This is a genomic window from Pseudomonas triticicola, from assembly GCF_019145375.1.
Lineage (GTDB): Bacteria > Pseudomonadota > Gammaproteobacteria > Pseudomonadales > Pseudomonadaceae > Aquipseudomonas > Aquipseudomonas triticicola.
Map to the genome: position 1 here is coordinate 31195 of NZ_JAHSTX010000001.1, position 15407 is coordinate 46601.

The window sequence follows — 15407 nt, forward strand, 5'->3', positions numbered from 1 at the left end:
TGTCAGATCGCAGCGGTCTTTTTCCAGCTCATGTAGCTTGTCACCAGTCCGGCCCCCAGCTCGGCGGGCCGAACATCCATCACTGCAACGCCATGGGCAGTCAGCCGCTCATGGAGTTGCGAGCGGTCATTGAGAAAATCGATGGTGCCGCAGTAGGCGAGTGCCTCCGGCAACGTTTGTACCGTGCTCTGGCGCAATGTATCCAACGCCTGTTCACGCAGGCTCGCCACCAGCACCCGATGTTGCGCGCTCAACCGTCTGACCGCGCCCAGCACTTGATCATCTTCATCGCGCAGATTGGTCACCAGCACCACCAGCGCACGGCGCTTTTGGCGGGCCAACAACTGGTTGGCGGCAGCCTGGTAATCAGCAGGGAGCTGGGTGCTCCGAAGGTCATAAACAGCGTTGAGCAGGACGTTCAGTTGGCTGCTGCCTTTGACCGGCGCGACATGGCGCGGCTCATCAACGGCAAAGGTACTCATGCCCACCGCATCCCCTTGGCGCAACGCCACATAACTGAGCAGCAGGCAGGCATTGAGCGCGTGATCGAAGTGCGACAGCTCACCGTCCTGGCTGCGCATCTGCCGGCCGCAATCGAGCAGGAAGATGATCTGTTGATCGCGTTCATCTTCGTACTCGCGGGCAATCGGTGTGCGCTGACGGGCGGTGGCTTTCCAGTCGATCTGGCGCAGGCTGTCGCCCTCGCGAAATTCGCGCAACTGATGGAACTCCTGACCCTGACCGCGACGTTGTCGCTGACGTATGCCGAGCTGGCTGAGCCAGTTGTCGACGGCGCGCAACTCACCGCCGTAAAGCCGGGCGAAGTCCGGGTAGACACGGGTCTCGTCGCGGACTCTCAGCAGGCGTTTGCCGGACCATAATCCCAAGGGGCTGGGCAGGTTGACTTCGCACTGTTCGAAGCAGAAATGCCCGCGTTCGAGAGGTCGCAGACGGTAGGTGAGCTGACTGACATGGCCGGGTTGAAGCTCGACAACTGTTGGCAGATATTCAAACGCGAGGCCGTCGGGTACGTGGTCGAAGAGATTGATGTTCAGTGGCTCGGCAAACTCATGGGCGACCTCCAGCTTTACCTCTCCCCAGCGCCCGAGCGCCAGGCTGCCGGGCATCTGTCGTTTGATGCGCGGCGAGGGCAGGCGTCTGAGGCGTACGGCGTCGATAACCGCCAGGGCCAACAGCGCCAGGAGCAACCCCCAGTTGATCGAAATCAGGCTCGACGGGAGCTCTCTGCCAAGTGCCTGAAAGGCGCCGAGCACAGTGCTGACTAACAGCAGCAGCGCCAGCCAGATCAGCAGCAGACGCGAGGGTTTCACAGGCGCGGCGCCGGCACTTGATCGAGCAATTGCGCGAGCACTTGATCGACCTGCAGGCCTTCGATGTCCAGCTCCGGTGCGATGCGCACGCGATGGCGTAACACCGCCAGCGCGCAGCCTTTGATGTCATCCGGAATCACGAACTCGCCGCCGCGCAACAATGCCCGGGCACGGGCACAGCGAACCAATGCAATCGAGGCGCGGGGTCCGGCGCCGAGGGTGAGGCCCGGCCAGGTGCGCGTGCTGCGCGCCAGACGCACGGCGTAATCGAGGACCTGATCGTCCAGCGGCAGATCGCTGGCAATACGCTGCAACGCCTGCACATCTTTGGCTTGCAACACGGTACGCAGCGGTTGCACATCGAGCATGTCGGCGCGGCTCGAACGACAGACCTGACGGACCATGTTCAGCTCCTGATCGACGTCGGGATAATCCATGCGCACCTTGAGCATGAAGCGGTCGAGCTCGGCTTCCGGCAGCGGATAGGTGCCTTCCTGTTCGATCGGGTTCTGCGTCGCCAAAACCATGAACGGTTGCGCGATCGGCAGCGCGCGACCTTCGAGCGTCACCTGACGCTCCTGCATGGCTTCGAGCAATGCCGCCTGGGTTTTTGCCGGGGCGCGGTTGATCTCGTCGGCCAGCAGCAGGTTGGTGAACAGCGGGCCTTTGCGCAGCTTGAACTGCTCGGTCTGCAAGTCGTAGACGGCATGGCCGGTGACATCGCTGGGCATCAGATCCGGGGTGAACTGGATGCGTGCGAACTCGCCGCCGAAGCATCGCGCCAGTGCCCGCACCAGCAAGGTCTTGCCCAGGCCGGGCACGCCTTCGAGCAGCACGTGGCCGCCGGCGATCAGCGCGGTCAGGACATCGTCGACCACTGCATCCTGGCCGATCAGCGCCTTGTTCAATTCGTTGCGCACTGCCTGCGCCAACTGGCTGGCACGCTGGCGCTGCTGGGCGGCATGCGTCGCGCTGCCGGGCTCGATCTGTTCAGTCATAACGCGTTCCTCAAGGTTTGCAGATGAGCGACCTGACGGCTGAATTCGGCGCTGGACAAACGCTGCTTCGGACGTGGGCTCAGGGCCTGGCTGATGGCGCGGGTGGGGTGCCGGGTCAGGCGCGATAACGCCAGCCATTGCTCGGCCACATTCAATTGATCGAAACCGGGATGGCGGCGGCGGGCGCGGCGCAGGATGTCTTGTTGCAAGGCTTGCAGCAGCGCTTGCTGGCCGTTGTGGCGCAGCAGGAAGTCGGCACTGGCACGCAGATGCTCCAGCAGCTGGCGGCGACCCGCTGGCGCCGGCATTTGCACCGGGCCGTGACGCACGCCGGCCTGCCACAACCACAGGCCGATCAAGGCGAGCAGGGCGACGATGGCCTGCGGGAAGTAGCGCCAGAGCAAGGTCCACAAGCCATCGTGCGCGGTGTTGTAAATCAGCGTGACGTCGGTGTCGGCGCTCAGATACCAGAGCAGCCAGGCGTTGTCGTATTTGCCGATAGCGCCGGTTTTCCATAACTCGGCATCGGTGACCACGGTGATCGTGCCGAGGCCGTACACCCTTTGCATCATGTGCGTGGCTTTGGCGCTATTGGCCCAGGCTTGCGCGACATTGTTCGGGTCGTCGAGGTGGAAGTCGGTATCGAAACCGGCGTATGCCGGCGCGTCTTCGTCCTCCAGGTGCAGTTTGGTCAATTTCGGGAAGCGGTCCTTTTCCACGTCCCCTGAAGGATCTTTCAAGTCCTTGCTCAGCGATTGGTGCAGTTGCACCTTATCGAGCAGCAGATCATTGCTTTGCCCGGTTTGCGCATCCCACAGCGACTCGGCGACAAATATCAGACGTCCGCCGGCGCGAGTCCAGTTCAACACCTGATCGACTTCACGCGGCGTCATCCGCGCGCGCTCGCCAAACAAAAGCAAAGTGTGGCTATGCGGATCGATCTGCGGCAGCACCGCCAGGGTCTCGGCGTGATTGACCGCGAGGCCGCGCTCGCGCAGGAACATTTCTGCCGCCAGATAAGGATTGGCTTGCGCGGCAGGCGAGGGGCCGTGATCGACGGTTTCCTGATAGGGCCGGGCCTTGAGGTAGAGAAACAGACTCAAGCCGCCCAGCAGCAGAAGCGCCAGCGCAGCCAACGACCAGCCGATGCGCCGGTTCAATGCCCGGATCCTTTGCCGAACAATTCACGCCAGCCGCTGCACAGCTCTGCTTGCAGGTGCGCAGCTGGAAGTCGGTGTCCGTAGGCCATGTTCTGCCAGTGAACCGTTAGGTTGCGGCTGTAGGCGAGCAGGTCCGGGCGTTGCAATTGCTCAATGCGGTTGAGGATCTGGCTCTCGGTGTCGGCGGCTTTCAGCGTCAGGTCAAAATCATGCAACAGACGGCTGAGCAGGCCGCGATAGAGCAGGCCCAGCGCGGCGCGAGGTTCGCTTAGCCACAATTGTTCGGCGCTGGCAGCGAGGTCATCCGGGAGGGTTTCACGGTTCAGATCGAGGCCGAAGACTTGTGGCGACGCCGGTGGTTTGCGGCGCGCTGGCAGGTTCGGGCGGCGGCTGACGAAAGCCCCTAGGAATTCTCGATAACGCCAGACCAGCCAGCCCAGCGCGGCAATCAGCGCGCCCCACAACAGCACCTCAATCACGTTCGCCAAGGCATCAAGGTGTCGACCTTCGAGCCAACCGAGAAGGGTTTTCAGCCACTGCGGAGCCTCACCCGATTGCGCGTCCTTGGCCGGGCTTGCCGGGTCGTCGCCGAAGCGATAGCGGGTGACGCTTTCCTTGTTCTTGAACGGCGGTTGTTCGAGCAGCGACTCAATGCTGTCGCGCGATGCCTGACTGGTCAGCGGCTGATTGAGCAACCGTGGAGCATCCGGCGCATCGCTGGCCCATACCGGTTGCAGATTCGGCAGCAGCAGACACGCCGCCAGCAACATCCCGAGCACGCCGTTGTTCAAGCGCTGGCGCAAACGGCGGAAAACCAGCTCGATATCCCAGGCTTCCAGTTGTGTGCGGCGGTTCAGGTACAGGCTGAAACCGCAGGCGACATACACCGGTCCCCAGGCCACCAGGATCAGCGCATAAAAAACGTTGGTCAGGTGCTCCAGCCAGCGCCAGTCCTGATCGACGGCGAGCAGCAGTGACTGCCAGTCCCAGTCGGTTTCGATCTGCTGCGGCAAGAGCATGTAGAACAGCAGCATCAAGCCGATCCACAGTGCGGTTTCCAGATGCACGCCGATAATCGTCAACCATTGCGCGGCGCCGCCGTTGCGTTGCAGCAGCACCTGCAGACGTTGTTGTCTGGCCTCGCCGTCGAGACCTTCGAGTTGCGTCACCGGCAGCACAAAGCTGCGGCTCAGGCTCAGCCGGCGCCAGGTCAGACTGGCCAGCAGTTGCGGCTTGAGCAGGCGCGGCCATTCACGCAAGGCTTGCTTGAGCGTCGGGGTTTCGCCGAACAGCGCTTTGGAGAGGATGAATAACGGCAGGCGTTCGTAGGCCGGTTTCAGCCACCAGAAAATGAACACCGCCAGCGATGGCGAATCCCACAGCAACAGGCTGAGCAGGGCGAACAGCGGCAGGGTGACGATCGCCCAACTGCTCATCAACAACCGCCGATGCTGCTGGCTCATCAATACGCCCAGGTCCATGGCTTCCCAGGTCGTGCGCGGGCGGATCACTACGCTGGCGTCACTCAGGCGCATGGCGGGTCCTTCCGGCAAACAGCAGATACACCGCAACGGCCAGCCACAGCGCGGTGCCGACGGCGTATTTGGTCAGCGGCGTGACACTGGTTTTCGACGACCAGTAAGCCTCGATAAAGGCTGCGATCAACATGAACAGCATGGCCCCACACACCAGCAACACGCTTTTGCGTGCGGCCAGACGCAGCGCCTCGCCCCATGTCAGGCGTCCGGGGGCGATCAGTGCCCAGCCCAGCTTCAGGCCCGCCGCTCCGGCGAGGGCTATGGCGCTCAGTTCGAACGCACCGTGACCGATCACGAACGACCAGAAGGTCTGGCCGAAACCGATCTCGCTGAGATGCCCGGCCACCGCGCCGATGATCATGCCGTTGTATAGCAGAAAGAATCCGCTGCCCACGCCCATCAACAAACCGCTGGCGAACGTCTGAAAGGCGATGCCCGTGTTGTGCATGACGTAATAGCCGAACATCACCCAGTCTTCGCTCGCCGCCCGTTCGGCCGAGCGTCCGAGGTGGCCGGCGACGGGGTCGTACATGCCTTGCATCTCGCGCACCTGTTCGGCCGGAATCAGGTTGTAGATCAGTTCCGGGTTCAGATAAACCAGCACGCCGAAAGCGATCAGGCTGCCGAAGAACAACAGGCTGGCGGCCGCAACAAAGCGCCACTGTTCGCGCACCAGTCGCGGGAAGTCGGCGAGGATAAAGCTGATGATAAGCGCCCCGAGGCGACTGCGATGCCGATAGAGCTGTTGATGGCCGCGCAGCACTTGCTGCTGTAATGAATCGATCAGAAAACTGCTGTAGCCGCGCGCCTGGGCCAGAGCCAGATGTTGGCAGAGACGTCGATAGGCCTTGGGAAAATCGCTGACTTGCGCCGTATCCTTGCCGTGTTCGAGGCGTTCAAGCGCCACGGCGAAACGCTCCCATTCGGCCTTGTGGCGACTTTCGAACAGGCTCTGCTTCATGGGGTCGGCCCCAACAAACCGTGCGCGATGCCGTTGATTTCAGCCACGGCCTTGGGCGCAGAGATGTGCAACGGCTGCGCCAGCAATGCCGCCAGCTCGTTGACCCGTGCGGGAGAGAGCTCGGCCTGACGCTCGGCGAAACCGAGTACCGCGCGTTGTTCGCTCAGGGTGAGTGGGACAGGGCAGCGACGAGGTTCAGCGTCAGGCAGTTGCGGGCGGCTCAGCGGCCGTTCGCTGTAAACCACCAACGTGCCGGCGGCAATGTCGCCGAGGCGTTTGAAGGTCGGGTGTTGCAGGCAACTGAGCGCACCGAGGAAATAGCCGAAGGGCAGTAGATCGACAAAGCGCAGCAGGTTGCGCAATAGCGAGGCCGACCAGCCGATCGGCGTGCCGTCATCGTGTACCACGCGCAAACCCATCCATTGCTTACCCGGCGAGCGGCCCTGGCGCAGCACCTCGAACAGCACCATGTACCACCAACTGATGGCAAACAGCAGCAAAGAGCCAAGTCCCATGCCGAGCTTGCCGAGAAACGCCAGTGCGATAAACAGCACACCGAGGATCAAGCCGCGAATGCCCAGATCGATGGCAAACGCCACGGCGCGCACCATCAGCCCGGCTGGGCGCAATGGCAAGTCGATGCCTTCCGGCGTTTCGACCTGATGGCGCGTATCCAGCGGTGCTTTCCTTCGCGGTGCTGTGGGCTCGAGCATGGGCTACCTGATGTTCGCCTGTTCGGAGTGCAAGTGCGCCTGATGCTAGCAGCCTCTCGGGTGTGGGAGCGAGCCTGCTCGCGAATGTGGTGGGACAGTCAGCGCATTTGCAACTGATAGAAAGCTTTCGCGAGCAGGCTCGCTCCCACAGGGAAAATGCGATTCACCTGTAGGAATCTGGAGAAATTGCTGTTCGAGGGCGACCAGGCTGGCCGTGGCAGCCCTGAAACGCCTAGACTTCGCCGATCTTCTGTTCAGGATTCGCCCGTGACTTCAATCTTCTGGTACGACTACGAAACCACTGGCATCAATCCGCGCAACGACCGACCGCTGCAGGTGGCCGGGATTCGCACCGACCATGCGCTCAACGAAATCGACGAGCCGGTCAACCTCTATTGCCAGCCCAGCGAAGACATCCTGCCGCACCCGGCGGCATGCGCGATCACTGGCATCACCCCCGGTCAGCTCGCTGAAAAAGGCCTGAGCGAAGCCGATTTCATGACTCGCGTGCATGCGCAACTGGCCGCACCGGGGACCTGTGGCGCCGGTTACAACACCTTGCGTTTCGACGATGAGATGACCCGCTACAGCCTGTATCGCAATTTCTTCGACCCCTATGCCCGTGAATGGCAGGGTGGCAACAGTCGCTGGGATCTGATCGACGTAGTGCGCGCCGCTTACGCATTGCGCCCGGACGGTCTGGTCTGGCCGACCGATGATGAAGGCCGCGTGACCCTCAAGCTCGAACGCCTGACAGCGGCCAACAATATCGATCACGGGCACGCTCACGAAGCCCTGTCGGATGTGCGCGCCACCATCGCGTTGGCGCGGCTGATTCGCGAGAAACAACCCAAGCTCTACGAGTGGCTGTTCCAGTTGCGCAGCAAACAGAAGGTGATGGATCAGATCCGCCTGTTGCAGCCACTGGTGCATGTGTCCGGGCGTTTCTCGGCGGCACGCAGTTATGTCGGCGTTGTTTTGCCGCTGGCCTGGCACCCGAAGAATCGCAACGCCTTGATCGTCTGTGATCTGCACCTGGACCCGCAGGGGTTGCTGGACCTCGATGCGCAAGCCTTGCGTCAGCGTCTTTATACCCGTCGCGATGAGTTGGCCGAAGGTGAGTTACCGGTACCGCTCAAGCTTATTCATATCAATCGTTGCCCGGTTGTAGCGCCGCTGGCGGTATTGCGCGCACAAGACCAGCAGCGCCTTGGGCTGGACATGGCGCTTTATCAGGAGCGGACAGTGCGACTAACTGACGCACAACACGTCTGGAAAGATAAAGTCGCGGCGATTTATGCCAGCGAAGATTTCACTCCCAGCGAAGATCCCGAGCAGCAGTTGTACGATGGATTTATCGGTGATCGTGATCGTCGTTTATGCGAACAAGTTCGAACGGCCGACCCTGCGCAATTGGCGCAAGAGCAGTGGCCTTTCGATGATGAACGTTTGCCTGAATTACTTTTTCGATATCGAGCACGCAACTTTCCGGACACCCTGGATGTTGTCGAGCAGGAACGCTGGAGATTATTTTGTCAGCAGCGTCTGACGCAACCCGAGGCAGGCGCACCGAATACCGTGCAGTCATTCATCGAGGCTGCCGAGCAATGGTCACTTAGTGCAACGCCAATGCAGCGAGAGGTGCTCAATGACTGGCAGAATTATGTCCAGGCATTACGCAAACGTTTGAATTTGTGAAATCGAACATGCCCGGAATTAATTTACGGGCATAAAAAAACGCCAGCTCAAGCTGGCGTTTTTTTGTTCGCGGATCGCTCGGCGAAGGCGTTGCGGCTTAGCCCAGCAGGGTCGCCCAACCTTCAACCACGTCGCCGCCCCACTTGGCTTTCCACTCTTTCAGAGTCTTGTGGTTGCCACCTTTGGTTTCGATGACTTCACCGTTGTGCGGGTTTTTGTATTGCTTAACTTTTCGTGCACGCTTGGTGCCGGTAGTTTTTACTGCGCCGCCACGTGGAGCCTTGGATTTGGCTTCTGGATCCAGCAACGCGATGATGTCACGCAGCGACTTGGAGTATTCACCCATCAGCGTGCGCAGTTTGCCTTCGAATTCCAGTTCGGCTTGCAGTTTGTCGTCTTCGGACAGGTTCTTCAGACGGGCTTGCAGCTCTTTGATGGCTTCTTCGGTGGCGCGATATTCGTTGATCAAGGACATGAGTACTACCTTTTGTAGAATGCTGAATGACAGGGGACAGTGCCGCAATAATAGTCAGGCTGTTTCATCAAGTAAACATTTAGATCGGCTTTTTATTTAAATGAGTTACAGGAATTAGCCGCGCTTTGAATGTTCCGTTAAATAATGTGATGCAGTCAGCACAGATATTTACAGTTGTCTGACAAAAGCCCTTCTAAAGCGTCACGGTCTTGACGTAAGACCTGCGTCAGAAAGCCGTTTCGCCATGCTTTGTCCCACCCGGCGCGTATGCGTACTGCAGTTTTCCTGCGCAGTCGCTAGAATGGCGGCCTTTGTGAAGTTCTGGAGTTTCCCCCTCATGCGCACTTTTCGGCTGGTGATCTCTTGCCCGGACCGCGTTGGCATCGTTGCCAAAGTCAGTAATTTTCTGGCCTCTCATAACGGCTGGATCACCGAAGCGAGCCACCACTCTGACAATCAAGTGGGCTGGTTCTTCATGCGTCACGAAATCCGTGCCGATTCGCTGCCGTTCGGTATTGAAGAGTTGCGCGAGAAGTTCGCGCCGATCGCCGAAGAGTTCTCGATGGACTGGCGCATCACCGACACCGAGCAGAAAAAACGCGTGGTGCTGATGGCCAGCCGCGAGTCCCACTGCCTGGCCGACCTGCTGCACCGCTGGCACAGCGACGAACTGGATTGCGAAATCTCCTGCGTGATCTCCAACCACGACGACCTGCGCAGCATGGTCGAGTGGCACGGCATCCCTTACTACCACGTGCCGGTCAATCCGCAGGACAAGCAGCCAGCATTCGACGAAGTGTCGCGCCTGGTCAAACAGCACGACGCCGAAGTGGTGGTGCTGGCGCGCTACATGCAGATCCTGCCGCCGGACATGTGCCGCGAATACGCGCACAAAGTCATCAACATTCACCACAGCTTCCTGCCTTCGTTCGTCGGCGCCAAGCCGTATCACCAGGCGTCCCTGCGTGGTGTGAAGCTGATCGGCGCGACCTGCCACTACGTGACCGAAGAGCTGGACGCCGGCCCGATCATCGAGCAGGACGTGGTGCGTGTCAGCCACAGCGACAGCATCGAAGACATGGTGCGTTTCGGCCGTGACGTCGAGAAGATGGTCCTGGCCCGCGGCCTGCGTTATCACCTGGAAGACCGCGTGCTGGTGCACGGCAACAAGACGGTTGTGTTCTGATCGAGCACGACACGCTTGAAAAACCAGGGGCCTGGGCGTTGAATCGCTCAGGCCCTTGTCATTTGAGCCCGAGGAAAAGCCATGAGCAATCCACTGGACAAAGCCACTTCAAAAGCGCCCGCCACCCTTGGTGAAGGTTGCCTGAGTCGTTACGACCCGGATGACATGAGCCCGGACGACGGCACCGAATTCCCCGGGGCCGCCGAGCTTTGGGAGCAACTCCAGCAAGAGCAGGACGAACCTAAGAAGCCTGCCTGACGTTCATCAACTTCTTCAGCAACGGCTTGCCCAGCATCAACACGAACACCGGGCCGCCAACCAGCAGATAGAAGTAATACGTCACGACGCGCCAGATCAGGATCGCCGCCGCTGCGGTGGATTTGCCCACCATCGGTGCGAGCAGCGCGGCCGAGGTCAATTCTGCGGCTCCCGCGCCGCCGGGTAGCAGGCTGAACTGGCCGGCGCCGAGCGAGAGCATCTGCACCAGAAAGCTCCACGCCCACTGCAAATCCGCGCCGAGCCCGCGCAGGGCCAGATACAGCACGCTGTAGCGCAGCAGCCAGTGCACGCAGGTCAGAGCAAAAACCTGAACCAGCGTTTGCCAGGGCAGTTTCAAGGTATCGGTAAATGCCGCGAGGAAGTGCAGCAACTTGCGCGCCCAGCGACGGCGAGTGCGTGCCGTGATGTTCATCCCTGCCAACAGCCGCCCGCTCAGGCGAATCAATGCGCGGTGATAACGCGCAATCAACACGCAACTGAACAAACCGCCAAACAGCGAAACGGCGCTGACGGTCAGCAGCCACTCGAGACGATCGCTCAGGTGCTGGAACAGCGCGTAAATCAGAATCCCGCTCAGGGCGCAGAGAAAGAACAGCAGATCGCTGAGCTGATCCATGGCAAACACCGCGCTGCCCCGCGCCGGACGCACGCCGCAACGGGCGAGCAGAGCCATGATCGTCAGCGGCCCGCCGCTGCCACCCGGCGTGGCGCAGTACGCGAATTCGGCCGCCATCACCACGCCGAGGCTCTTCAATGGCGCGACCTTTTCACGTTGGTCGCCGAGCAACAAACGCAGGCGCAACGTATTGATGCCCCAGCAGAGCAGAATCATGCCGAACATGATCAACAGCCAGTTCAGCGGGAAGCTGCGCAGGCGCGCCCAGGTTTCGCCGCCGCCGAGCAGCACCGGAATCAGCACCGCCGCGAGCAGGCCAATCAGCAACAACAGGCTGCGCTTCATGCTGCGCGTTCCAGCTGACCGTGCTGGCGGGTCAGCCAGTCGATTTTGGTCAGCGGCATGCGTCCGTCTGCCAGCAGCCGCTGCAACGTGTGCAACCAGTAATCGCGAGAAAAGCGGTGACGCATGTCCACCGGATGCAGCCCCAGGCGAATCACCGATGCCTCGCGCCAGCGCTGTTCACGCTGGTCGCTGAGGATTTTCGACAAGCCGCGCCGCCAGGCACTGCGCGCACTCCACACCAGCCCGGGTGCATTGATGGCGCTGAAGTCGGGCAAGCGATAAAGGTGCTGCGGATCGCTGGTGTAGCTGAGCGGCAATTCGCGCAAGGCCTGGCGGGTGCCGTCGCTCATCAGCCAGGCCGGGGCGACGAAACCCTGCACCGGCCAGTCGTAGCGCTGAAACATTTCCAGACCCGCATGCAGGCGGGCCAAGGCTGCTTCGCGGGACAGGCGATAGAACTCGCCTTCGTGGGTGTAGACCCGGCGCATGAACCAGTCGCGCGGGTTGTTCGGCATGGGTTCCTGATCGTCGTGGTAGTAGCCGTGCAGCGCCAGTTCATCGCCTCGGGCGACCCTGGCATCGAGCACTCGGCGAAACGCCGGGTTGGCGTCAAGCGCATCGTGGCGATGGAAATCCGGCACCACCAGCCACGTCATCGGCACATCACCCAAGGCATCGACAGCCTCGACGAAGGGCTGGTAATCCGCCCAGGTCGAGGGCGCCACATCATGCAACACCAGGCAAACAGCTTTCATTTCTTCAACCATTGGCCACCCGTGGCAGCGTATGGCCGAGCACGGCGTGATAGTGGCTGAGCAGGCTGTCGACCACGGTGTCCCAGGCGTAGTGCCGTTCGACATGCTGGCGCGCCTGACGGCCGAGTCGATCGCAGCCGCGACTGAACAGCTCGCGCACGGCATTGGCCATGGCCTGCGGATTATTCGGTGCACAGAGCAGACCGCAGGAATCGTTGACGATCTCTTCAAACGCCCCGGCCGCCACCGCCACCACGGGAATGCCGCAGGCCATGGCCTCAAGGATGACCAGTCCGAAGGTTTCCTGGTCGCCGGCATGCAGCAGCGCATCAGCGCTGGCCATCAGCCGCGCGACTTTCGGCGCCGGGCAGAATTCGTCGATAACGCTGACGTTGTCCGGCACCGCCGCGGGCATCGACGAGCCGACCAGCAGCAAGTGATAACGCGGACCAAGGCGCTGCATGCACTTGAGCAGCACCGGCAGGTTTTTCTCCTTGGAACCGCGCCCGGCAAAGATCAGCAGGCGGGTATCTTCAGCGATTCCCAGCTCGGCACGCAGGCCGGGGTCGCGGGCGTCGGGATGGAAGGTGTGCAGATCCACGCCCAGCGGTTGCACATGCACGTTGCGCACGCCTAGCCCGATGAGCTTGTCGGCCATGACCTGGCTCGGCGCGAGAACGCGGTCGAAATTGCCGTACAGACGAGTCACGTAAGCCTCGACATTCGGCGTGACCCAATGGCCCATGCGATTGCCCGCCAGCAGCGGCAGATCCGAGTGATAAAAGCCGATCACCGGCACGTCCAGCTGTCGCCGCGCATCCAGCGCCGCCCATGCGGTGAGGTAGGGATCGCCGACTTCGATCAGATCCGGCTGCAATTCCTGCAGGACGTTTCGCCATGGCGCCAGCCGCAGCGGGAAGCGATAGCCTTTGCCAAAGGGCAGGGCGGGCGCTGGCACCGTGTAGATACCGTCATGTTCACCCAGTCTCGCGCCGGGGATCAGCAGGCTGTGGCGAATGGCGTTGCGCTCGCCAAGGCGACGGTGTTTGGCATCCAGGTAAGTCCGCACGCCTCCGCTGGCCGGGGCGTAGAACATGGTGATGTCGGCGATATGCACGGTGAGCAACCCTCCGCTGTGTCGTTCTCCCTTGATTGACCTTTATCCAGAATAGATGTTCGGTCGGGATTGCGCGGTGGGGTGTCAGTCGGGTTTCGTTGAAATGTAGATATTCGCGAGCAGGCTCGCTCCCACAATGGAATGCATTTTCCCTGTGGGAGCGAGCCTGCTCGCGAAGTGGCCAGTCGCCGCAGCTTAAATCCTGAAGCTGCCCACCAGTTGCTTGAGACGCGAAGCCTGCTGCTCCAGATCCGAACACGCGCGCAAGGTCGCCTGCAGGTTTTCCACGCCTTCCTGGTTCAGCGTGTTGATCTCGGTGATATCGACATTGATCGACTCAACCACCGCAGTCTGCTCCTCGGTCGCCGTCGCCACCGACTGGTTCATCCCGTCGATCTCGCCAATGCGCAGGGTCACGCTGTTCAGGCGTTCGCCGGCAAGGTTGGCGATCTCCACGCTGTCCTGGCTGTGGCGCTGGCTGTCGCTCATGGTGCTCACCGATTCCCGCGCGCCGACTTGCAGCTCCTCGATCATGGTCTGCACCTGCTGTGCCGATTCCTGCGTGCGGTGCGCGAGGTTGCGCACTTCGTCAGCCACCACGGCAAAACCACGACCGGCCTCACCGGCACGCGCCGCTTCGATCGCCGCGTTCAGCGCCAACAGGTTGGTCTGCTGGGAAATGCTGGTGATCACTTCGAGAATCTGGCCGATGTTGACGGTCTTGCTGTTCAGCGACTCGATGTTGGTGCTCGACGCGCTGAGCATGCTCGACAACTGGTTCATCGCCTTGATGCTGCGCTCGACCACTTGCTGGCCATCCTCGGCCAGACCCCTGGCATCGCTGGCCTGATTCGACGCTTGGGCGGCGTTGCGGGCAATTTCCTGGGCGGCGGCGCCGAGCTGATTGATCGCGGCGGCAACGCTGCTGGTGCGCGAAGCTTGCTGGTCAGAGTTGTACATCGACGAGTTTGACGCTGCGACCACGCGCAGGGCGACCTCGTTGACCTGGCCGGTGGCCGAGGACACTTCGCGGATCGAGCCGTGAATACGCTCGACGAAGCGGTTGAACGCGGTGCCGAGGATGCCGAATTCATCGTTATTGACGATGTTCAGGCGTTTGGTCAGGTCGCCCTCGCCGTCGGCGATGTCTTCCATGGCACGGGTCATCACGTGCAGCGGCTGGATCAGCAGGCGGATCAGCATGCCGAGCAGGGCGATGATAATTGCCACGGCAATAATGGTTGCGATTACCGCTGAGGTACGGAATTCGCTGAGCATCGAGTAGGCCTGATCCTTGTCGATCGACAGGCCGATGTACCAGTTCACCGACGGCAGGCCCTTGATCGGCGCGAAGGTGACGATGCGGGTTTTGCCGTCGACGCTCACTTCGCTGAAATCGCTGCTGATGCGCGGCGTGTCCTGCGGGTAGGCTTCTTTGAGCGACTTCATCACCAAAGCCTTGTCCGGGTGGACGAGGATCTTGCCGTCGGCGCTGATCAGGAACACGTAGCCCATGCCGTCGAAATCCCGCGCGGCGAGGGTATCGACCAGCGATTGCAGGCTGAGGTCGCCGCCGACCACGCCGACGCTCTGCCCGGCCTTTTTCGAGGCGGTGGCGATGGAGATGATCAACTGGCCGGTGGCCGCATCGATGTAGGGTTCAGTCAGGGTCGAGGTGCTGCTGCTTTCGGCACCTTTATACCAAGGGCGGACGCGCGGATCGAAACCGTCCGGCATCTTCACGTCCGGGCGGATGGTGAAATGCCCGGTGGCATCGCCCAGATAGGTGGCCATGAACGTCGAGGTCAGGCTTTTCTGTTCCAGCAGGCTGGCGACCGTGGCAGGTTCCGGGTTGATGGCGATGTTCTGCGCGGCGTTCTCGATCAGCAGGATGCGCCCGCTGAGCCAGGTCTGGATGTTGCCGGCGGTGACCTCGCCCATTTCGTTGAGGTAGTTGTTCAGATCATCGCGGATCGCATTGCGCTGCAGCCAGTCGTTGTACAACGTGAACGAGGCGAAAGCGGCAATGACGATGAGAGCGGCGGCAAGCAAAATCTTATGGCTGAAGCGCAGGTTTTTGTTCATGGCTTGGGGTTCCGCTAAGGTCTTAATGTCCTGGGCGTGCTTTGATAGAGGCGCGCACTATGGGCAAGGTTGAAAAACTGATATTTCCGGCTCTCCTTAGGGAAATGTGCGACCCGATTTTCTGACGGGTCTGTCCACTTTATGTATCGG

Annotated in this window: 14 protein-coding genes and 1 pseudogene; 3 read left to right on the top strand and 12 right to left on the bottom strand. The window is 61.1% G+C overall.

Features of this window, described 5'->3' with window-relative positions; translation table 11 throughout:
• Positions 1 to 2 precede the first annotated feature (2 nt).
• Genes KVG85_RS00080 through KVG85_RS00105 form a run of 6 tightly spaced genes read right to left on the bottom strand, consistent with a single transcriptional unit; the run spans position 3 to position 6701 of the window.
• The gene (locus tag KVG85_RS00080; protein WP_217862634.1) at positions 3 to 1331 is read right to left on the bottom strand and encodes a DUF58 domain-containing protein; all 1329 of its coding nucleotides are present in this window, start codon (positions 1329 to 1331) and stop codon (positions 3 to 5) included.
• Entirely contained in the window at positions 1328 to 2329 is a 1002-nt protein-coding gene (locus KVG85_RS00085) for an AAA family ATPase (protein ID WP_217862635.1), read from the bottom strand. Before KVG85_RS00085 ends, KVG85_RS00080 begins: the two co-directional genes overlap by 4 nt.
• Positions 2326 to 3489 carry a DUF4350 domain-containing protein gene (locus tag KVG85_RS00090; protein WP_217862636.1) on the bottom strand — a complete coding sequence of 388 codons (1164 nt, stop codon included), beginning with the start codon at positions 3487 to 3489 and terminating at the stop codon, positions 2326 to 2328. The genes KVG85_RS00085 and KVG85_RS00090 overlap by 4 nt, the downstream gene beginning before the upstream one ends.
• Positions 3486 to 5024 (bottom strand): DUF4129 domain-containing protein, encoded by a 1539-nt coding sequence (locus KVG85_RS00095; protein WP_217862638.1) that lies wholly within the window; start codon positions 5022 to 5024, stop codon positions 3486 to 3488. The genes KVG85_RS00090 and KVG85_RS00095 overlap by 4 nt, the downstream gene beginning before the upstream one ends.
• On the bottom strand, positions 5011 to 5988 hold the full coding sequence (locus KVG85_RS00100; RefSeq protein ID WP_217862639.1) for a stage II sporulation protein M: 978 nt from the start codon (positions 5986 to 5988) through the stop codon (positions 5011 to 5013). Before KVG85_RS00100 ends, KVG85_RS00095 begins: the two co-directional genes overlap by 14 nt.
• Entirely contained in the window at positions 5985 to 6701 is a 717-nt protein-coding gene (locus tag KVG85_RS00105; RefSeq protein ID WP_217862641.1) for an RDD family protein, read from the bottom strand. Before KVG85_RS00105 ends, KVG85_RS00100 begins: the two co-directional genes overlap by 4 nt.
• Before the next feature lie 267 nt (positions 6702 to 6968).
• Here KVG85_RS00105 and sbcB point away from each other — a divergent pair, with 267 nt between their 5' ends.
• A complete protein-coding gene (gene sbcB, locus KVG85_RS00110) occupies positions 6969 to 8399 on the top strand; it encodes an exodeoxyribonuclease I (protein ID WP_217862642.1) in 1431 nt (476 codons plus the stop codon).
• A gap of 97 nt (positions 8400 to 8496) precedes the next feature.
• On the opposite strand, the gene mvaT is transcribed toward sbcB, so the two are convergent.
• Positions 8497 to 8874, bottom strand: coding sequence for a histone-like nucleoid-structuring protein MvaT (gene mvaT / locus KVG85_RS00115; RefSeq protein WP_016773476.1), 378 nt, complete (start codon positions 8872 to 8874; stop codon positions 8497 to 8499).
• Positions 8875 to 9211: 337 nt separating this feature from the next.
• Between mvaT and purU the strand changes: the two genes are divergently transcribed.
• Together purU and KVG85_RS00125 are read left to right on the top strand one after the other, a co-directional pair.
• Entirely contained in the window at positions 9212 to 10060 is an 849-nt protein-coding gene (purU, locus tag KVG85_RS00120) for a formyltetrahydrofolate deformylase (protein WP_016773477.1), read from the top strand.
• 81 nt (positions 10061 to 10141) lie between these two features.
• Complete coding sequence (locus KVG85_RS00125; RefSeq protein WP_217862644.1) at positions 10142 to 10318, top strand: hypothetical protein; 177 nt, start codon at positions 10142 to 10144, stop codon at positions 10316 to 10318.
• Here KVG85_RS00125 and gpgF read toward each other — a convergent pair.
• The 5 genes and pseudogenes from gpgF to KVG85_RS26190 form a co-directional block, all read right to left on the bottom strand.
• Positions 10302 to 11300, bottom strand: a complete 999-nt coding sequence (gpgF, locus tag KVG85_RS00130) for a glucosaminyl phosphatidylglycerol flippase (RefSeq protein WP_110602535.1) — start codon at positions 11298 to 11300, stop codon at positions 10302 to 10304. The genes KVG85_RS00125 and gpgF overlap by 17 nt on opposite strands.
• Complete coding sequence (gpgD, locus tag KVG85_RS00135; protein ID WP_217862645.1) at positions 11297 to 12067, bottom strand: N-acetylglucosaminyl phosphatidylglycerol deacetylase; 771 nt, start codon at positions 12065 to 12067, stop codon at positions 11297 to 11299. The genes gpgF and gpgD overlap by 4 nt, the downstream gene beginning before the upstream one ends.
• Positions 12060 to 13172 carry an N-acetylglucosaminyl phosphatidylglycerol synthase gene (gpgS, locus tag KVG85_RS00140; protein WP_496198498.1) on the bottom strand — a complete coding sequence of 371 codons (1113 nt, stop codon included), beginning with the start codon at positions 13170 to 13172 and terminating at the stop codon, positions 12060 to 12062. The genes gpgD and gpgS overlap by 8 nt, the downstream gene beginning before the upstream one ends.
• Positions 13173 to 13367: 195 nt before the next feature.
• Positions 13368 to 14132 carry a methyl-accepting chemotaxis protein gene (locus KVG85_RS26185; RefSeq protein ID WP_425375757.1) on the bottom strand — a complete coding sequence of 255 codons (765 nt, stop codon included), beginning with the start codon at positions 14130 to 14132 and terminating at the stop codon, positions 13368 to 13370.
• Between the two features lie 93 nt (positions 14133 to 14225).
• Positions 14226 to 15257 (bottom strand): annotated as a pseudogene (locus KVG85_RS26190) (HAMP domain-containing protein); the annotation flags it as partial.
• Positions 15258 to 15407 lie beyond the last annotated feature (150 nt).